The 19,175-nt window shown below is 66.9% G+C and carries 17 protein-coding genes; 5 read left to right on the plus strand and 12 right to left on the minus strand.

The window, feature by feature from the left end; all coding sequences use genetic code 11:
- The first annotated feature begins 83 nt into the window (after positions 1-83).
- Together DBY63_RS12765 and DBY63_RS12770 are read left to right on the plus strand one after the other, a co-directional pair.
- Positions 84-2,237 (plus strand): mechanosensitive ion channel family protein, encoded by a 2,154-nt coding sequence (locus DBY63_RS12765; protein ID WP_108582031.1) that lies wholly within the window; start codon positions 84-86, stop codon positions 2,235-2,237.
- An 88-nt stretch (positions 2,238-2,325) separates the two neighbouring features.
- Positions 2,326-2,976, plus strand: coding sequence for an SGNH/GDSL hydrolase family protein (locus tag DBY63_RS12770; protein ID WP_108582030.1), 651 nt, complete (start codon positions 2,326-2,328; stop codon positions 2,974-2,976).
- Positions 2,977-3,236: 260 nt separating this feature from the next.
- Here DBY63_RS12770 and tusA read toward each other — a convergent pair whose 3' ends face one another.
- Positions 3,237-3,476 carry a sulfurtransferase TusA gene (gene tusA / locus DBY63_RS12775; protein WP_108582029.1) on the minus strand — a complete coding sequence of 80 codons (240 nt, stop codon included), beginning with the start codon at positions 3,474-3,476 and terminating at the stop codon, positions 3,237-3,239.
- A gap of 56 nt (positions 3,477-3,532) precedes the next feature.
- On the minus strand, positions 3,533-4,594 hold the full coding sequence (rlmM, locus tag DBY63_RS12780; RefSeq protein WP_027597770.1) for a 23S rRNA (cytidine(2498)-2'-O)-methyltransferase RlmM: 1,062 nt from the start codon (positions 4,592-4,594) through the stop codon (positions 3,533-3,535).
- Positions 4,595-4,791: 197 nt separating this feature from the next.
- Between rlmM and acnA the strand changes: the two genes are divergently transcribed.
- From acnA to DBY63_RS12795, 3 genes are all read left to right on the plus strand, one after another.
- On the plus strand, positions 4,792-7,491 hold the full coding sequence (gene acnA / locus DBY63_RS12785; RefSeq protein WP_108582028.1) for an aconitate hydratase AcnA: 2,700 nt from the start codon (positions 4,792-4,794) through the stop codon (positions 7,489-7,491).
- A 159-nt stretch (positions 7,492-7,650) separates the two neighbouring features.
- Positions 7,651-7,827 (plus strand): YhfG family protein, encoded by a 177-nt coding sequence (locus DBY63_RS12790; protein ID WP_108582027.1) that lies wholly within the window; start codon positions 7,651-7,653, stop codon positions 7,825-7,827.
- A complete protein-coding gene (locus tag DBY63_RS12795) occupies positions 7,824-8,420 on the plus strand; it encodes a Fic family protein (protein WP_108582026.1) in 597 nt (198 codons plus the stop codon). Before DBY63_RS12790 ends, DBY63_RS12795 begins: the two co-directional genes overlap by 4 nt.
- A 6-nt stretch (positions 8,421-8,426) precedes the next feature.
- Here DBY63_RS12795 and DBY63_RS12800 read toward each other — a convergent pair whose 3' ends face one another.
- From DBY63_RS12800 to DBY63_RS12845, 10 genes are all read right to left on the minus strand, one after another.
- Positions 8,427-9,317 carry a LysR family transcriptional regulator gene (locus DBY63_RS12800; RefSeq protein ID WP_108582188.1) on the minus strand — a complete coding sequence of 297 codons (891 nt, stop codon included), beginning with the start codon at positions 9,315-9,317 and terminating at the stop codon, positions 8,427-8,429.
- A gap of 75 nt (positions 9,318-9,392) precedes the next feature.
- The gene (locus DBY63_RS12805; RefSeq protein ID WP_042136361.1) at positions 9,393-10,352 is read right to left on the minus strand and encodes an ABC transporter substrate-binding protein; all 960 of its coding nucleotides are present in this window, start codon (positions 10,350-10,352) and stop codon (positions 9,393-9,395) included.
- 9 nt (positions 10,353-10,361) lie between these two features.
- Positions 10,362-11,543, minus strand: coding sequence for an acyl-CoA dehydrogenase family protein (locus DBY63_RS12810; protein WP_042136359.1), 1,182 nt, complete (start codon positions 11,541-11,543; stop codon positions 10,362-10,364).
- Complete coding sequence (locus DBY63_RS12815; RefSeq protein ID WP_108582025.1) at positions 11,544-12,869, minus strand: LLM class flavin-dependent oxidoreductase; 1,326 nt, start codon at positions 12,867-12,869, stop codon at positions 11,544-11,546.
- Positions 12,866-13,813, minus strand: a complete 948-nt coding sequence (locus DBY63_RS12820; RefSeq protein ID WP_108582024.1) for an ABC transporter substrate-binding protein — start codon at positions 13,811-13,813, stop codon at positions 12,866-12,868. The genes DBY63_RS12815 and DBY63_RS12820 overlap by 4 nt, the downstream gene beginning before the upstream one ends.
- A 70-nt stretch (positions 13,814-13,883) precedes the next feature.
- A complete protein-coding gene (locus DBY63_RS12825; protein WP_108582023.1) occupies positions 13,884-14,972 on the minus strand; it encodes an LLM class flavin-dependent oxidoreductase in 1,089 nt (362 codons plus the stop codon).
- Positions 14,973-15,390: 418 nt separating this feature from the next.
- Positions 15,391-16,257 carry an ABC transporter permease gene (locus tag DBY63_RS12830; RefSeq protein WP_027597761.1) on the minus strand — a complete coding sequence of 289 codons (867 nt, stop codon included), beginning with the start codon at positions 16,255-16,257 and terminating at the stop codon, positions 15,391-15,393.
- A 15-nt stretch (positions 16,258-16,272) separates the two neighbouring features.
- On the minus strand, positions 16,273-17,154 hold the full coding sequence (locus DBY63_RS12835) for an ABC transporter ATP-binding protein (protein WP_027601178.1): 882 nt from the start codon (positions 17,152-17,154) through the stop codon (positions 16,273-16,275).
- Between the two features lie 14 nt (positions 17,155-17,168).
- Positions 17,169-18,050 carry a TauD/TfdA family dioxygenase gene (locus tag DBY63_RS12840; protein WP_042137627.1) on the minus strand — a complete coding sequence of 294 codons (882 nt, stop codon included), beginning with the start codon at positions 18,048-18,050 and terminating at the stop codon, positions 17,169-17,171.
- Positions 18,051-18,076: 26 nt separating this feature from the next.
- Positions 18,077-19,084, minus strand: coding sequence for an ABC transporter substrate-binding protein (locus DBY63_RS12845; RefSeq protein WP_223855428.1), 1,008 nt, complete (start codon positions 19,082-19,084; stop codon positions 18,077-18,079).
- Positions 19,085-19,175 lie beyond the last annotated feature (91 nt).

Consider the following 19,175-nt stretch of genomic DNA (forward strand, 5'->3'; position numbering starts at 1 on the left):
TTGCTACACTGGCGCCCTCGCCCCGGCCGGCGGTCCTGCCGACCGGGACGGGCGTTTCCCTCTTTCGCGAGCGTGCGGCTTCGATGATCTTTCGCCTGCTACAACTCCTCTGCCTCTGCTTTCTGCTCATCGGCCCGGTTCAGGCCGCCCTGCCCGGACTGCCGGGCGCCCAGAAGGACCAGGTCGATCCGCAATTCGGCCAGTCCCTGGACCAGGTCATCAAGACCCTGGAGAGCGACCAGCAGCGCAATCGCCTGCTGGCAGATCTCAAGAAGCTGCAGGCGGCACAGAACAAGGCCGAGCCCAGCGCCTCCCAGGGCGTGATCGGGCTGATCACCGACACCCTGACGGTGGTCGAGCAGCAGCTGCAGCGCGACAACCTGCGCGAACGCTGGCAGTACCAGCTGGACCAAGCCGGCGCCGAGCTGGCCGCCTTGGCGCCGGCGCCCGAACAGCGCCTCAATCTGCTCTCCGGCTTTGTCGTCACCCTGGCCTTCTGGGCCGGTTGCGCCCTGGGCCTGAAGACCATCAGCCATCGCCTGCGGGTGAGATTCGGACTTTCCGAGGAGTTGCCGCTCAGGCCGCGCACCCTGGACCTGGTCCGTTTCGCCCTGCGCAAGCTGGCGCCCTGGCTGCTGGCCTTCATCCTGACCCTGGTGGTGTCGCTGTGGCTGCCGGATTCGCTGGGCAAGACTGTGGCCGTCGCCCTGGCCTATGCCGCCGTCACCGGCCCGCTGTTCGCCGCTACCGTGGTGGTGATCTGCTCGCTGCCCAGCGGCGCCCATCGCAGTCGCGCCCTGCTGATCCTGCGCCGACGCGCCTTCCGCCCGCTGTGGATCATCGGCAGCCTGGCCGCCCTGGGCGGCGCCGCCAGCGATCCGCACCTGGCCGAGACCCTGGGGCCACACCTGGCCGCGGTCATCGCCATCGGCGCCAACATCTGCGCGGCGCTGCTCACCGCCCAGTTCGCCCTGAGATTCCGCCGGCCCATCGCCCACCTGATCCGCAACCAGCCGCTGGCCAAGCGCCAGGCGCTGCACGGTCTGCAGGGCGTGCGCCACCTGATCGCCCGGCTCTGGCACCTGCCGCTGCTGATCCTGGTGGCGGTCTCGGTGGTGGCCACCTTCGTCTCCGCCGGCGATACCAGCGACGCCCTGCGCCGGGCGCTGCTGTTCGCCGTGACCATGGGCGCCGCCCTCGGGCTCAACGCCCTGGTGCGGGCGCGACTGCTGCACCGGCGCCATCACGGCCGAATACAGGAGGCCTATGCCGAACGGCTGCGCGCCTTCTTCGTGCTGGTGCTGGGCATCGTCATCTGGCTGGTGGGCATCGAGCTGGCCCTGCGCGCCTGGAATCTCTCGCTGCTCAGATTCAGCCAGGGTGACGGCCATGCGGTCGCCAGCAAGTTCTTCGGCCTGGGTGGCACCCTGCTGCTGGCGTGGCTGGTGTGGATCCTGGCCGACACCGCCATCCACCGCGGCCTCAACCTGCACCGCGTCAGCCCGAACAACGCCCGCGCCCAGACCATGTTGCCGCTGATCCGCAACGTGCTGTTCCTGACCATCTTCGTCATCGCCCTGATCGTCGCCCTGGCCAACATGGGCGTGAACGTCACCCCGTTGCTGGCCGGTGCCGGCGTCATCGGCCTGGCGGTGGGCTTCGGCGCCCAGAGCCTGGTAGCCGACCTCATCACCGGGCTGTTCATCATCATCGAGGACTCCCTGGCCATCGGCGACTACGTCGACGTCGGCAACCACCTGGGTACCGTCGAGGGCCTAACCATCCGCACCGTGCGGCTGAGGGACATCGACGGCATCGTCCACACCATCCCCTTCAGCGAGATCAAGAGCATCCAGAACTACTCGCGGCAATTCGGCTACGCCATCTTCCGTCTGCCGATTCCCCAGGCGCTGTCGGTGGACAAGGCCATCGAGATGGTCCAGGAGGTCGGCCGCTCGCTGCGCCAGGATCCGCTGATGGGCCGGGACATCTGGTCGCCGCTGGAGCTGCAGGGGGTGGAAAGCTTCGATTCCGGCATGGCGATCCTCAGATTCCGCTTCAAGACTGCGCCGATCAAGCAGTGGGAGGTGTCGCGGGCGTTCAACCTCAGGCTCAAACGCTACCTGGACGATGCCGGCATCGAGCTGGCCTCGCCGCGCATGAACGTGCGTTACGAGGTGGGCGGCTCGCCGCTGGATCAGGCGACGCGGGGCGGCCAGGCGCCCAGCGAGGGCTGACCCGGCCGCGCTGGCACGACCGCCGGCCCTCGCGATCGGCGGGAATAGCTTCTAGGGTGGGGATGACCTGTCCCGACGAGGCTTTCCCATGCCCTTGCGTACCCTGCTCTGCTATGGCGACTCCAACACCCACGGCACCCGCCCCCTGACCCAGTCCGGCGTGCTCGAACGCTTCGGTTGGGACGAACGCTGGCCCGGCGTCCTGGCCCGCGGCCTGGGCGCCGACTGGCGGGTGATCGAGGAAGGCCTGCCCGCCCGCACCACGGTGCACGACGACCCCATCGACGGCCATCACAAGAATGGCCTCCGCTATCTCAGGCCCTGCCTGGAAAGTCAGCTACCGGTGGATGTCCTGCTGCTGATGCTGGGCACCAACGACCTCAAGGCGCGGCTGTCGGTAGGGCCGGCGGATATTGCCAGTGCCTTGCAGATGCTGCTGGAAGAAATCAGGCGCTGCAACGCCGGACCGGACGGTGCCACGCCCAGGCTCATCGTCATGGCGCCGGTGCCCATCGAGGAAGTGGGCTTTCTCGGCGAGATCTTCGTTGGTGGTGCGGCCAAGTCCCGCGAGTTGGCCGCACGTTATCGCCAGGTGGCCGAAGCCCAGGGCGCGGCTTTCGTCGACGCGGGCGAGATCATCCAGGTGAGTCCGGTGGACGGCGTGCATTTCGAGGCGGACCAGCATCGCCGGCTGGGCGAGCATCTGGTGGGGGTGGTCAGGGGCCTGGGTGTTGCCTGACCGCAGCCGCCCACAGTGGAAAACGCTGCGCGGTTTTCCACGCTACGACTCGCTTGGCACCGGCCTGTTGGGCTTCGACGAGGGAGCCGTCTCAACCCAACCTACGGCTCACTTCCTGTGTAGGAGCGGCCCATGGCCGCGATAGGAGGTTAGGCCTTGGCTCGAAGTGACGAGATGAGCCCGCTTTATCGCGGCCATGGCGGTCCGCCGATGCGGCCGGTCCTACAGGTGCTCGACAGGCTGCGGAGCGGTGCCTGGCCTCACTCCACCTTCTTGCGAATCCAGTACAGATAACGCCCTTCCCCTTCGCTCTTTTCCACCAGTTCATGGCCGAGGAAGATGCAGAACTTGGGGATGTCGCGCTGGGTGGAGGGGTCGGTGGCGATGACCTTGAGCAGGGCGCCGGGGGCGATGTCGCGCACCTTGTTGTGCAGCATCATCACCGGCTCCGGGCAGTTCAGCCCGCTGGCGTCGAGGGTGGCATCGGCTTCGAGGGTCATGGGGTCTCCAGGGATAGAACGGTTACAGCGATCTGCATTCAGAGCCTGACGGCGGCCTAGGGTTTCCGATCCAGCCGGCGCAGATGACAGGTCACTTCCTCGCGATCGTGGTAGAGCTGCTTGCAGCCGATGGTGACGCGCTGGCCGCGAGCGGCGAAATGCGCGTGCAGCCGCTCGAGGATACCGGCCACTTCGCGATAGCGCTGCTTCATCGGCAGCTTGAGATTGACCACCGCCTCGCGGCAATGACCCTCGCCGATCCAGCGTTCGATCAGGGCCGCGGTGCGGGCGGGCTTCTCGACGATATCGCAGACCATCCAGTCGACCGGGTGCTTGGGCACGAAGGCGTAGCCGTCGACCTGCAGGTGCTCGACGAGGCCGCTGTCCATCAGCGCCTCGTTCATGGGGCCGTTGTCCACCGCCGTCACCAGCATCTCGCGGGCCACCAGCTGCCAGGTCCAGCCACCCGGGGCGGCGCCCAGATCCACGGCGCGCATCTCGGACGACAGCCGCGTCTCCCAGTCGGCACGAGGGATGAAGTGGTGCCAGGCCTCTTCCAGCTTGAGGGTCGAGCGACTGGGGGCCTCGCGCGGGAATCTCAGCCGCGGGATGCCCATGGGCCAGAGCGCGGCGTTGTCCGGCTCGACCAGGCCGACGAAGACCTCGCGCCCGCTGAGAAAGGTCAGCTGCAGGCGTGGCGCCCGGGCATCGTCCACCAGGCGGCCGGCCTTGCGCAGCGCCAGGGTCAGGGGGCGTTCGAACTTCTTGCAGAAGGTGGAGAGCGCCTTGCCGTCGTTGGTGTCGGGCATCTCCAGGGCCAGGCTGCCACAGACGGGATAGTCCGCCAGCAGCTCGAGCAGCGGACCGATGCGATCCTGCTCGGGCAGGCTGAGAAAGGCGCCGCGCGACCACTGGCGGGGAAAGATCAGCTCGGCGAAGCTGAGCTGCTGCATCAGCCGCGCCGCGTCCGCCGCGTCGCCGCAGACGAATTCGGCATAGGCCGCACCCGGCTTGCCCTTGGCGTAGCCGGCCACGCCGAGCAGCGCCGCCCGTTCGCCGAGCTCGGCGCAGACCTCGCCTTCGAATCCGGTACGGCACAGCAGCAACAGGGTATTCACGACAGGGCTTCCTCAAGGGGTCACGCAGGGCGCGCACTATACCCCAGCGCGCCCACTGGGGAACGCCGGCGGCGCCTATCGGTCCAGTACTACACCTAGAAAAATCAGTCCGCCCAGCGCTGGTTCGGCTCTCTTTCACCTTTCGAGGCCCGAACGGCCAGCGGGCAACCGTCGAAACGTCGATTAGGAGACCCCTGATGCCAGCCTTGGACAGCCTCAACAGCCTCAAGACCCTGCAGGTCGGCGAGCGCACCTATCACTACTACAGCCTGCCCGATGCGGCCAAGACCCTGGGCAATCTCGACCAGTTGCCCAAGTCGCTCAAGGTGCTGCTGGAGAACCTGCTGCGCTGGGAAGACAACCAGACCGTCACCGGCGAAGATCTCCAGGCCCTGGCCGACTGGACCAAGACCCGCTCCGCCGACCGCGAGATCCAGTACCGTCCCGCCCGCGTACTGATGCAGGACTTCACCGGGGTACCGGCGGTGGTCGACCTGGCTGCCATGCGCGAAGCCGTGGCCAAGGCCGGCGGCGATCCGCAGCGGATTAATCCGCTCTCCCCCGTCGACCTGGTGATCGACCACTCGGTGATGGTGGACCGCTACGCCAGCGAGAACGCCTATCATGAGAACGTCGAGATCGAGATGGAGCGCAATGGCGAGCGCTACGCCTTCCTGCGCTGGGGCCAGAACGCCTTCGACAACTTCCGCGTGGTGCCACCGGGCACCGGCATCTGCCATCAGGTCAACCTGGAATACCTGGGCCGCAGCGTCTGGACTAAGGACGAAGACGGCCGCACCTATGCCTTCCCCGACACCCTGGTAGGTACCGACTCCCACACCACCATGATCAATGGCCTGGGCGTGCTGGGCTGGGGCGTGGGCGGCATCGAGGCCGAGGCGGCCATGCTCGGCCAGCCGGTGTCCATGCTGATCCCCGAGGTGGTGGGCTTCAAGCTGACCGGCAAGCTGCGCGAAGGCATCACCGCCACCGACCTGGTGCTGACGGTGACCCAGATGCTGCGCAAGAAGGGCGTAGTGGGCAAGTTCGTCGAATTTTTCGGCGACGGCCTGGCCACCCTGCCCCTGGCCGACCGCGCCACCATCGGCAACATGGCCCCGGAATACGGCGCCACCTGCGGCTTCTTCCCAGTCGACCAGATCACTCTGGACTATCTGCGCCTGTCCGGTCGCCCCGAGGAAACCGTGCAGCTGGTGGAGGCCTACACCCAGGCCCAGGGCCTGTGGCGCAATCCCGGCGACGAGCCGGTGTTCACCGATGTGCTGGAACTGGACATGGGCGAGGTCCAGTCCAGCCTGGCCGGTCCCAAGCGGCCCCAGGACCGCGTGCTGCTCGGCGAGGTGGCCAAGACCTTTGGCGACTTCACCGCGCTGGCGCCGAAAAAGGCCGAGGCTGCCAAGGTCGGCAGCAGCGTCGAGGTCCAGGTGAACGGCGAGACCTTCCAGCTGGAAGACGGCGCCGTGGTCATTGCCGCCATCACCTCCTGCACCAACACTTCCAACCCCAGTGTCATGATGGCTGCCGGTCTGCTGGCGAAGAAGGCCGCGGAGAAGGGCCTGATGCGCAAGCCCTGGGTCAAGTCGTCCCTTGCCCCCGGCTCCAAGGTGGTGACCGACTACTACAACGCCGCCGGCCTCACGCCCTATCTCAACGACCTCGGCTTCGACCTGGTCGGCTACGGCTGCACCACCTGCATCGGCAACTCCGGTCCGCTGCTCGATCCGATCGAGAAAGCCATCCAGGACGCCGACCTCACCGTAGCCTCGGTGCTGTCCGGCAACCGCAACTTCGAAGGGCGGGTGCATCCCCTGGTCCGGACCAACTGGCTGGCGTCGCCGCCGCTGGTGGTGGCCTACGCCTTGGCCGGTAGCGTGAAGGTGGATCTCACCCAGGATCCGCTGGGCACCGGCAACGATGGTCAGCCGGTCTATCTGAAGGACGTCTGGCCCACCCAGCAGGAAGTGGCCGACGCCGTGCAGAAGCTCGACACCGCCATGTTCCACAAGCAATACGGCGCTGTGTTCGACGGCGATGAAAAGTGGCAGGCCATCCAGGTGCCGGACGCCGAGACCTACGTCTGGGACGCCGATTCAACCTACATCCAGAATCCGCCGTTCTTCGAGGGCATCGCCGGCGATCCGCCGCGCATCGCCGACATCCACGACGCCCGCATCCTGGCGCTGCTGGGCGATTCGGTCACGACCGACCACATCTCCCCGGCCGGCAACATCAAGAAGGACAGCCCCGCCGGCCGCTACCTGGCCGAGCATGGCGTGGACTACGCCGACTTCAACTCCTATGGCTCCCGCCGCGGCAATCACGAAGTCATGATGAGAGGCACCTTCGCCAATATCCGCATCAAGAACGAGATGCTCGGTGGCGAGGAAGGCGGCAATACCTTCCATGTCCCCTCCGGTGAAAAGCTGTCGATCTACGACGCGGCCATGAAGTACGAGCTGGAAAACACCCCGCTGGTGATCATCGCCGGCAAGGAATACGGCACCGGCTCCTCCCGTGACTGGGCGGCCAAGGGCACCAACCTGCTGGGCGTGAAAGCCGTGGTCGCCGAGAGCTTCGAGCGTATCCACAGATCCAACCTGGTGGGGATGGGCGTGCTGCCGCTGCAGTTCAAGGACGGCGTGGATCGCAAGTCCCTGGGGCTGACCGGCAAGGAGAAGATCGCCGTGCTGGGCATCGACGGCGTCGAGTTGCGTCCGCGCATGCCGCTGACCCTGGAGGTCACCCGCGAGGACGGCAGCCGCGAAAGCGTGGAAGTGCTCTGCCGCATCGACACGCTCAACGAGGTGAGCTACTTCAAGGCCGGCGGCATCCTGCACTACGTGCTGCGGGAGTTCCTGGCCAAGCCGGCGGCTTGAGGTCACGCGCCCCGGTCGCGCCGACCGGGGCAACCCCTCACTTCTAGCATAAGCGTTCGCGCCATCTGGGCTCGAACGGCGGGACTCCACCAGGACGCTCTGGCTGATAACGCACAGGCTTTCAGCTAAACTTGTAAGTGACCTGTGAGAGGTATCCTCATGCCCCAGCCCGATCTGGATAGGAAACGCCGCTACTTCGTACGCATGCGGCAGGCCAACTATGCAGCCAGCTTGAAACTGGAAGGCTTCGACCTGAAATCTGACGTCTCGGAAACCGTGGGGAAAGATAAGCACGCCCTACTTGCGCACTACCGACGTCTGAGCCAGGCGCAATGATCGATAAGTACGGAGCCAGCCAGGATCCGTACTGCTATCCCGGTACCACGACCTTACGCAACCTGCTCGACATCCGAGATGATGAACTCCTGGCTGCAGCCGAGCGCGACCTTTCTCGCCTCGCGGCCAGCAAGTTGACGTTCGAGTTACCGCCCTACAACCTTGACTATCTGTGCCAGTTGCATCGACTGCTGTTCCAGGACATTTACCCCTGGGCTGGCGAACTGCGCACCCTCGACATTGCCAAGGACAGCACCCGCTTCTGTACAGTGCGCCGGCTGGTACCCGAGGCCAACAAGCTGTTTTCCAAACTGCAGGCCGAAAACTGGTTCGAAGGGCAATCTCGTGACGTCCTGATCGGGCTGAGCGCCGAGCTCTACGGCGATCTGAACATGGTGCACCCTTTCCGCGATGGCAACGGCCGTGCCCAGCGCCTGCTGTTCGAGCATCTCATCATCAATGTGGGCTACGAGATCGATTGGTCACTGGTAACGCGCGATGAATGGATAGCTGCCAATATCGACGCCGTCCACTGCGACTACCGTGCACTGGAACAAATATTCTCTCGCTGCATAGGCTCAGCTATCGAGTGAGTGGCCTCAGCCCTCTAGTAAGCCTTGCGCTCCTCGCCCAAACCCCTCGACCACTTCCTGCAACGCCCCGAGAAAGGGCGGATGGATCAGCCACAGCTGGATCTCCGGCTTGAAGTCCTTCAGCGGGATCGCGGCCAGGCGGTCGCGGTGGGCGCTGCGGGCCAGTAGCGGCGCTGGGACCAGGCCGAGGCCCTGGCCGTCGGCGACCAGACCGAGCTGGAGTTCGGTGCCGTAGGTCTCCAGGTTGATGCGCAGCGCCTGGCCCTGCTCGGCCAGGGTGCGTTGCAGACTGGCGCGAAAACCGCAGCCGTCGGGATTGAGCACCCAGCCCTGGCCCTGGATGTCGGCCAGCCGCTGCGCCCTGCCCGGTACCTGGTCACGGGCACCGACTACCTGCAAGGGCATGGCGCCCAGTGGCCGGGCCTCGACGCCATCGGGAAACACCTTGTTGGCCGGAAACAGCACCAGGGCGCCGTCCAGCTCACCCTGCTCGATACGGTTGACCAGCACGCTGCCCCAACCCGTCGCCACCTGGGTGCGCAGCTCCGGGTAGCGGGTGCGGATGTCTTTCACGGCCTCCAGCAACAGCGCATCGCCCAAGGTCTGGGGTACGCCCAGGCGCAGCAGCCCGGAGGGCGGCGCATCGCCCGCCACCCGCTCGCGCAGGGCGTCCATCTCGCGCAGGATGGCACGGCAATGCCCATAGACCTCCTGCCCCAGGCGGGTCGGCTTGAGCGGCTTGGTGTGGCGGTCGAGCAAGTCGACGCCGAGGTCCTGTTCGAGACTCTGCAGGCGGCGGGTGATGGCCGGCTGGGTGAGCCCCAGGGACAGGGCAGCGGCATTGAGGGAGCCGCTGCGGATCACCGCGACAAAGGCTTCGATATCGTCGGTCTTCATGAGGAGGCGTCTGACTTCCCGCTGCTGGACATGCGCCTCAAGCATAACGCAAGGCCGCCTCCGTGGGTGTCGTACTCAGCGTTGCGCGGTCTGCGCCGGGGGTTCCAGGGCTGCCTGGAAGCCGTCGTAAAACAGGCGACTGGCCTCATAGCCCTTGACCAGCCCTTCGCCGGCAAAGAAGTCGACGGTGCGCTGGGCCTGGGCGATGGCCGCAGGAGTCACCGGTCCGATAGCGGTGCGCGCCCGGGCGAACCAGGCCTGGGCGATGGCGGCGTCGGCACGGGTACGCTCGGCCCAGGCGCTGGCGTAGCGCGCCGTGTGTTCGGGATCGGCATTGGCCCAGGTCCGGGCCTGCTGCAGCCGCCGGAGAAAATCGGCGATGGCCTGGTGCCGGGCGACATCGTTCAGCGCACCCTGACTGGCCACTACGAAACTCTGCGCGGGGATCAGGCCCTCGGCGGTGGTGAGCACCCGGGCGCCGTGGCGCTGGGCCTGGGTGACATAGGGTTCCCAGGTGGCGATGGCGTCCACCGAGCCGCCTTCCAGGGCATGGGAGGCGTCCAGGGCGTTGAGATAGCGGAAGTTCACCTGCTCGCGCGGCACCCCGGCGCGGTTCAGCGCGGCCAACGCCAGCTGCTGGCTCCAAGAGCCCTTCCAGATGGCCACCGTCTTGCCCTGCAGATCCGCCAGGCTATGGATGCTGGAGTCGCCGCGCACCAGCACTGCCACCCCCTCCAGGCTCTGGCGGCTGATGCCCACTACCCTGATCGGTGCGCCCAGGGCACCGAGGAACAGCGGCGGCGCATCGCCCAGCAGGCCCAGGTCGAGGCTGCCGACATTGAGCGCCTCGGCCACCGGCGAGCCGGCGGTGAATTGCTTCCATTCCAGTTGATACGGCAGGTTGCTCAGGACGCCGGCGGCTTCCATCACGGTGCGGGTGTTGTAGCTCTGGTCGCCCACCACCAGGGTGGTGGCCAGGGCCTGGGTAGCGGCCAGCAGGCCGAGGGTGAGGCCGAAGAGGGTCTTGCGCAGCATGGAAATTCCTCAGGTGTAGGCGCGGATGTCGGGATATTGGCCGTTGACCGCATAGCGCCCGACCTCCAGCACCTTGTAGGCCAGGGGGTCGTGCAGGCTGTGGGTGCGCACGTCGCGCCAGAAGCGATCCAGGCCCAGGCGGTTGTGGGTGGCGCGGGCGCCAAGGGCATCGAATACCCGGGTGGTGACATCGAGGGCGGTACGGGCGGCCAGTACCTTGGCGCTGGCCACGGCGATTGCCGTCTCGCCGCGCAGCTCGGCGGTGAAGGCGTCATCGGCGGCCAGCAAGGCGTCCACCTGCCGCGCGGCCACATCGGCCAGGGCCACGGCGCCCTGCTGGGCGATCCAGAGTTCGCCCACCTGGCTCACCACCAGTTGGTCCTCGCTGGCGCTGGCGGCGAGGGAATGCACCCAGGGCCGCGCCTCGGTGTGCAGATAGCGCCGCGCCTCGCGCAGGGCGCCCTGGGCGGCGCCCAGGTAGTACTGGGTGAAGGCCGACTGGTTGACCGGGGTGCGGATCACCGCGGCGAAGTCGCCCGCGTCTTCCAGGTCGCAGACCTGGACCTCCTCGGCACTGGCCCAGACGTCATCGAGGGTGAAGCTGCCGCTGTCGCTGCGGGCCACGCCGAAGTGGTCCCAGTCGTCGGCATAGGCCAGTCCCGGCCGGTCCGCCGGCAGGGTGACCATCAGGCGCGCCCCGCTCTCTCGATCGCGGGCGCTGATGGTGAGCCGATCGGCGAAGGCGGCGCCGCTGCAGAAGCCCTTGCGCCCGGTCAGACGATAGCCGCCATCAGCACTCGGCGTGGCGAGGATGTCGTCATCCCGTGGATTGACCACCCCGGCCAGCCACAGTCGGCCTTCGGCGATTTCCGCCAGCAGACGGTCACGCCGCGGCTGGGGCTCGCGGCGCAGGTTCACGGTATTGAGCAGGTGATAGCCAAAGAGCAGGCCCACCGAGCCGTCGCCGGCGGCGATCTCGCGCAGCACGCGCATGGCCAGCGACCAGAGCTGGCCGGCACCTCCGAGCCGCACAGGTATGACCAGGTTGGTCAGGCCGCTGTCCTTGAGTCGTTGCAGCTGGGCATCGGGACGAATGCGGTCGCGCTCGTCGGCCACCACCCGGGCGGCGAACTCCGCGCCGATCTCGCGGGCCAGCGTCAGCCAGCCCTCGGCATCCTTGGATGTGCTCATCTAGTCCTCCAGTGGGCCGAGGCCCAGGTGATCTCTCAGGGTCGAGCCCTGGTACTGGCGCCGGAACAGCCCGCGACGCTGCAGGTGCGGCACCACGCTTTCGCTGAATTCGACGAAGGAACCCGGCAGGTAGCCGGGGGAAATCACGAAGCCGTCGCAGCCACCGGCTTCGAACAGCTCGGCCAGCTGGTCGGCGATCTGGGCACCGGTACCCACCAGTTGCGGTACGCGGACGCTGGCGGCGTAGCTGCGACCCAATTCGGCCAGGGTGGTGCGCGACCCCAGCGCCAGCAGCTTCTCGGCAGCGGGCGGCGGCAGGTCGGCGACCTCGACCACCTCGCCCAGGGCGGTATCCAGGGTGAAGCGCGACAGGTCGATGTTGAGCTGGGAGCAGAGGGTGATCAGCCCCACTTCCGGTTGCGCCAGGGCGTTGTGTCTTTCCTGCTTGGCGCGGGCCTCGGCTTCGCTGCCGCCGATGAAGGGCATCACCGAGGTAAGGATCTTGCAGCCATCCGGCGAGCGCCCCTGCTCCAGCACCTGGCGGCGGACGTCGTCGCGAAAGGCACGCATGGCGGCGAGATTGGGCTGGATGGTGAAGATGGCCTCGGCCCAGCGCGCGCCGAAGCGTCGGCCGCGGCCGCTGGAACCGGCCTGGATCAGCACCGGGCGCCCCTGGGGACTGCGCGGGATATTGAGCGGCCCTTCCACGCGGAACCAGTCGCCCTGGTGATCGAGGGCGCGCACCTGCGCGGGGTCGGCCAGCACGCCGGCGGCCCGATCCAGGCGCAGCGCCTCGGGTCCCCAACTGCGCCACAGCTTGACGGCCACCTCGACGAATTCGTCGGCGCGGTCGTAGCGCAGATCGTGCTCCAGGTGACGCTCCTTGCCGAACAGCCGGCCCTCGCTGTCGTTCATCGAGGTGACGATGTTCCAGGCCGCGCGCCCGCGGGACAGGTGATCCAGAGTGGCGAAGGCCCGCGCCACATGAGCCGGCTCGTAGTAGGTGGTGGAGCGGGTGCAGCCCAGGCCAAGACGACGGGTATGGGCCACCAGGTAGGAGAGCAGCGGCAAGGGGTCGAGCCGGGTGGCGTCCTGGGCGCCCAGGCGCAGCGCGGTCTCCCGCGAGCCGCCGAGCTGGTCGCCCACCGCCAGGCGGTCGGCGAAGAACAGGAAGTCGAACAGCCCTTCCTCCAGCGCCTTGACCGCACGCACGTAGTAGTCCGGGTCGAGGAAGTCGCCCTGGGTCTCGGGATGGCGCCAGACGGCATGGCTATGGACGACCGGGCCGGCCAGCAGGAAGCCGGCGAGGTGCAGTTGACGGCTCATCGGCTGGCCTCCCGGGGCGTCTGCAGATAGCGGTTGAAGCTCTGGTCATAGAGCGACTTGACGTCGTAGGGCTGTTGCAACACTCCGGCCTTGACCAGGAAATCGGCGGTCTGCTGGCCGTCGGCGAGGGTCTGGGCGCTGATTGGCTCGACCCAGGTGGCGTCGCGGCGGAACCAGCTCTCGGCGATGGCCGGATCGGAGTTGTTGCGCCTGGCCCAGGCCTGGGCATAGACGTCGACGTGGTCCCGCGCCCAACTGCGCGCCCGCTGCAAACGGGCGACGAAATCGCCGATGGCGGCGCGGTTCTCGTCCAGGTGGCCGGTGTTAGCCACCACATAGACCGGCGCCGGCATCAGGTCCTTGGCGGTGACCAGCACCCGTCCGCCCTGGCGTTCCACCATGCTGACATAGGGCTCCCAGGTCGCGGTGGCATCCAGGGTGCCCTGGCTTACGGCGGCGACCGCCTCGGTGGGCATCAGGTAGCTGTAGTGCGGCGCATCGCTGGGCAGGCCGGCCTGCTCCAGCGCCGAATAGACCAGTTGCTGGCTCCAGGAGCCCTTCCAGATGGCCACGCGCTTGCCAGCCAGGTCCGCCACCGTCTTGATCGGCGAATCCTTGCCGACCACGATGGCGGTGCCGTCCGGGCGGTTGCGGGTCACCGCCACTACCTTGACCGGGCCACCGCGGGCCGCCAGGGCAATCACCGGGGTGTCGCCGACGATGCCCAAGTCGATGGAGCCAACGTTGAGCGCCTCCACCACCGGCCCGCCGGCGTTGAATCTCTTCCACTCGATCTGGTACGGCAGATCCTTGAGTTCGCCGGCCTGCTCCAGCAGGGTGCTGCTGTAGTAGAACTGGTCACCGATGGTGAGGGTGACCGCCTGGGCCAGGCCGGCGGAGGTGCCGGCCAGCAGGCCGGCGGCGAATAGCAATCCCTTGATCACGAAGGCGTCTCCTCGAGGGTATCGGGAGCGCTCCGTGGGTACGGTCGCGCGGTGGGTTGGTCAGAAAGTGTCAGCCGGTGCGACGAGCGCCGGCCAGGCGCGCGGCGACCTTCTCCCGGGTCAGGGGAATCAGCTCGCGACCGTATTCGACGGCGTCGTTGAGCGGATCGAAGCCGCGGATCAGGAAGCTGTCGACGCCCAGGTCGTAGTAGTCCAGCAGGGCATCGGCCACCTGCTCGGCGGTGCCCACCAGGGCGGTGGAGTTGTGCCCACCGCCGACCAGGGCGGCGATGCCAGTCCAGAGCCGGCGATCTACCCGGTCGCCCAAGGCCACGGTATCGCGCAGGCGCTGGGCCCCGACCGCCTCCGGCTTGGCCGGATGTACGGCGCCTTCTGCGGCCAGGCGCGCCTTGGCCTGTTGGCGGATGGCCTCGGCCTTGGCCCAGGCGGCCTCCTCGGTGTCGCCGAGGATCACCCGGAAGGAGACGTTGAACCTGGGGGTACGGCCGTGGCGTGCAGCTTCGGCGCGGACCGCGGCGATGGTCTCGCGGGTCTGGGCCAGGGATTCGCCCCACAGCGCGAAGACATCGGCGTGCTTGCCGGCCACCCGCAGGGCGGCGGGCGAGGAGCCGCCGAAATAGACCGGCAGGCTCGGCTGCTGCAGCGGCTTGATGGCGGAGAAGCCCTTCGCCACCCGGTAGTGCTCGCCCTCGTGGTCGAAGGGCTGGGTGCTGGTCCACTCCTGGCGCACCACGTCGAGGAATTCCTCGGTTCGGGCATAGCGCTGGTCGTGGTCGAGCCAGTCACCGTCCTTGCGCTGCTCCCCGTCGCTGCCACCGCTGATGATATGCACCGCCAGGCGGCCGTCGAGCAGATGGTCGAGGGTTGCCAGCTTGCGCGCTGCCAGCGTCGGGGCGACGAAGCCGGGCCGGTGGGCCAGCAGGAACTTGAGCTTCTGCGTCGCCTGCCCCGCCAGGGCGGTGACGAGGAAGCCGTCGGGTTGATCGGACCAGTAGCCGACCAGGATACGGTCGAAACCAGCCTGCTCGTGGGCCTGGGCGAAGCGGGTGACGTAGCCTTTGTCGAAGATGGGACCGGAGGGGGCGATGATCTCGGAGGTGAGGCGATGGCCGATCATGCCGAGGAATTGAACGCTCATGGTGGTGAATCCCGTGCCGAGGTAAGGGGATGCCTTCTTGGAAGGCGTTGGCTGGGGTCCACCTTAGGCAGGCAAGGCATAAGAAGGAAATTCCTTATGCGCATATCCTAATTCAAGTTTTATTTACTACATGCATTTAAGGTGGATAGCGCAGAGCTTCCTTATGTGGCCGCGACCGCACCGTAGCGTGGAAAACGGCGCAGCCTTTTCCACTGGGGATCGGGTGCGAAGGGTGCCCTCACCCCAGCCCTCTCCCAGGGGGAGAGGGGGTGGTCCGAGTGAGGGTTGAATGCTGCTGCTCCCGGGGCAAAGTCGGTGGCCTGTTGGGCCTCGACGGTGGAGCCTTCTCCACCCAACCTAGGTGCTATTCCGTAGGTCGGGTTGAACGCAGCGAAGCCCAACAAAAAGGCGCCAGACCCTACCGCTGCATGCCCCACTTCTTCACCGTCAGCCGTTCCAGAGTGGCGAAGACCAGGCCCTCCACCAGCAGGCCGATGATGATCACCGCGGCCAGGCCGGCGAAGACGCGGTCGGTGTAGAGCTCGTTGCGATTCTGGAAGATGTACCAGCCCAGGCCGCCCTTGCCGCTGGAGGCGCCGAACACCAGCTCGGCGGCGATCAGGGTGCGCCAGGCGAAGGCCCAGCCGATCTTCAGGCCCGAGACGATGGCCGGCAGCGCCGCCGGGATGAGGATCAGCCCGACGTACCTCAGGCCCTTGAGGCCATAGTTGCGCCCTGCCATGCGCAGGGTGTCGGAGACGCCGAGAAAACCCGAATAGGTGTTGAGCGCCATGGGCCAGAGCACCGAATGCACCAGCACGAACACCAGGCTGTTCTCGCCGAGGCCGAACCAGAGCAACGCCAGGGGCAGCAGGGCGATGGCCGGCAGCGGATTGAACATCGAGGTCAGGGTGCCGAGCAGGTCGCGACCGAACTGGGTGGAGACGGCCAGGGCGCTCAGCGCCAGGGCCAGGACCACGCCCAGCAGATAGCCCTTGAGCAGGGTGCCGAGGGAGATGGCGACCTTGGCCGGCAACTCGCCGGTCGCCAGGCCATCCCAGAAGGCCGCGGCGGTCTGCAGGAAGCTGGGCAGCAGCAGGTCGTTGCCCTGCCAGCGGGCGGCCACTTCCCAGGCCAGCATCAGGATCGCCAGGATCACCAGCTTGCGCAGCCAGGCCTGGCTCCACAGGCGCGTCGCCAGGGGTAGCTCGACCGCCAGCGGCAAATCGTCGAGGGGCGCGAGGTCCCGTTGGTATTCGGCCCGCACCGGGGGCTGTCGAGTCATGGGTCTACCTCGAAACTAGTAGGAAATGCGGCCCTGGACGATGGCCTGCTGCAGGCGCAGGCGCTCGTCGGCGACCTCCGGTGGCAGGGTCTGGACGTCGTCGGGGAACAGCAGGTTGTGGATGCGCAGTGCGGTGCTCTGGAATTCGGCGCCGCCGAAGTCCTCGAGGCCGAACTGGTGGCAGTTGAGTTCCGCGCGGACCCTGCCCGGATGGGGCGACAGGAGCAGGATGCGATTACCCACCACCAGCGCCTCTTCGATGGAATGGGTGACGAACAGCAGGGTGAAGCGCACCTCGTCCCAGAGCGCCAGCAATTCTTCCTGCATCTTGCGCCGGGTCAGGGCGTCCAGGGCGGCGAAGGGTTCGTCCATCAGCAGGATCTTGGGCTGCATGGCCAGGGCGCGCGCGATGGCCACCCGCTGCTTCATGCCGCCGGAAAGATGATGCGGATAGGCATCGACGAAGCGCGCCAGGCCGACCTTGTCCAGGTAGTGCAGCGCCCGCTCGCGCGCCTCGCCACGACTGGCCTGGCGACTGGCGAGCAGCGGGAACATGGTGTTCTCCAGCACCGTCTTCCACGGTGGCAGCTGATCGAATTCCTGGAACACCACGATGCGATCCGGTCCCGGGCCCTTGATCGGCTGGCCTTCCAGACGGATCTCGCCATGCAGCGGCGGCAGAAAGCCCGCCACCGACTTGAGCAGACTGGACTTGCCGCAGCCGGACGGGCCGAGCAGGACGAAACGGTCGGCGCCATGCACCTCGAAGGACACCTGGTGGGTGGCCCGCACCCGGCGCTCGCGGGTGCGGTATTCGAGGTCGAGATCCTGCACCTGCAGCAACGGCTGGGTCTGCGCCAGGGTCAGGTGTGGGCGGGAAGCGAGAGGAGCGTTCATGGTCGTCTCCTCCCTCAGAAAGGCGCATCGCCCTGGATGGTGGTGCGATACAGCTTGCGCCTCATATGGTTGGGGCAGCCGGCCGCCAGATGCAGCAGCGAGCGATTGTCCCAGAACACCAGATCATCGGGCTGCCACTGGTGGCGATAGAGGTGCTCGGGCTTGACGCTGTGGGCGTACAGCTCGGCCAGCAGCTCGCGACTCTCGTCTTCCGGCAGGCCGACGATATGGGTGGTGAAGCCCTCGCTGACGAACAGCGCCTTGCGGCCGTTCTCCGGATGGGTGCGCACCACCGGATGCACCACCGCCTTGACCTCGGCCAATTGCGCGGCGGTCAGGGTCGGCCGCCAGTTGCCCTCGAACTTGGGCTTGGCATAGGTGGCGGTGTAGGAATGCTCGGCCTGCAGACCGTCGAGCTGGCGCTTGAGCGCCTCCGGCAGGGTGTCGTAGGCCAGGTGCATGTTGGCGAAGATCGTATCGCCGCCCTCCTCCGGCAACTCCTGGGCATGCAGCATGGAACCCAGGCTCGGCAGCTCCTTGTAGGAGAGATCCGAGTGCCAGAACTTGCCGGCGTCGCCCAGGCCGATCGGCTGACCGTCTTCGACGATGTTGGAGACGATGAGGATCTCCGGGTGGCCGGCCAGGTGGAATTGCTTGAGCACATGGATCTGCAACTCGCCGAAGCGCCGACTGAAGGCGATCTGCTCCTCGGGGGTGATGCGCTGGTCGCGAAACACCACCACATGGTGGTCCAGGTGGGCGCGATGGACGCGGGCGAAGTCGTCGGCATTGAGCGGCCGGGCCAGATCGATGCCGAGGATCTCGGCACCCAGGTTGCCGAAGGGACGGATCTCGAAAGTCTGGCCGGCGGCCGGACGGGGGGATGCGAGAGTCATTGGAGTTTTCTCCTTGGTGGTCCAGCTCAGCTGCCGGGACGCTCGTGGGCTTCGGGGAAGAAGTAGTCCTGCCAGGAGGCAGCCTGGTGTTTCAGCACGCCCAGCTCATGCAGCTTCTGGGCGTAGACGAAGGTGCGCTGTGGTTCGACGGTGAAGTCGATCTCCGGGTCTTCGACGATGCGCTGCACCAGGGCCAGCGGCAGCTTGGAGTTCTCCACGCGGATATAGGCCTCGGCCGCGGCCGCCTTGTTGGCGCGGATGAAGGCCGCGGCTTCCACCAGGGCGTCGTAGAAGGCGCGGTAGGTCTTGGGATTCTCGTCGTGGAATTTCTCGGTGGTGTAGAGCACGTTGAAGGTGCCCGGTCCGCCGAGGACGTCGTAGCTGCTGAGGATGCGGTGGACCCGGGGATTCTCCAGCGCCTGGTACTGGAATGGCGGGCTGGAGAAGTGGGTGGTGATCTCCGCGCCGCCCGCCATCAGGGCGGCACTGGCATCGGGGTGCGGCAGACTCACGCTGATGGCATCGAATTTCCTGAACTGGGCGTCGCCGAAGACCTTGGCCGTTTCGATCTGCAGGGTGCGCGACTGGAAGCCCACGCCCGCCGCCGGCACGGCGATGCGGTCCTGGTCGGTCAGATCCTTGATCGACCTGACCTCGGCGCGATTGCTCAGCAGGTAGTTGGGCATGGCGCCCAGGGCGGCGATGGCCTTGACGTTCTGCCGTCCGCGGGTGCGATCCCAGACGGTCAGCATCGGCGGCACCCCGGCGGAGACCACGTCCAGCGAGCCGGCCAGCAGCGCCTCGTTCATGGCGGTGGCGCCGGAGATGCTGTTCCAGTCCACCTGGATGTCCAGGCCGGCGGCCTTGCCGTGCTTTTCGATCAACTGCCGATCGCGCACCACGTCGAGGATCAGATAGCCGATGCCGAATTGCTGGGCGATGCTGATCCTGCCCTCGGCGGCGGCACCGCCTGCGAAGCCCAGGGCACCCACCACCGCGGCGATCACCGCCAAGCCCTTCCCTACCCTGCTCATCATCCCGCTCCGTGCCGACTGGCCATCCGAAAGCGTTATAGGCTAATGAGCTGTTATAACTTTTGGTAAAGACGGAATTTGACTAACGATA

This window comes from Pseudomonas sp. RIT411 (assembly GCF_003057735.2).
Taxonomy (GTDB): domain Bacteria; phylum Pseudomonadota; class Gammaproteobacteria; order Pseudomonadales; family Pseudomonadaceae; genus Chryseomonas; species Chryseomonas oryzihabitans.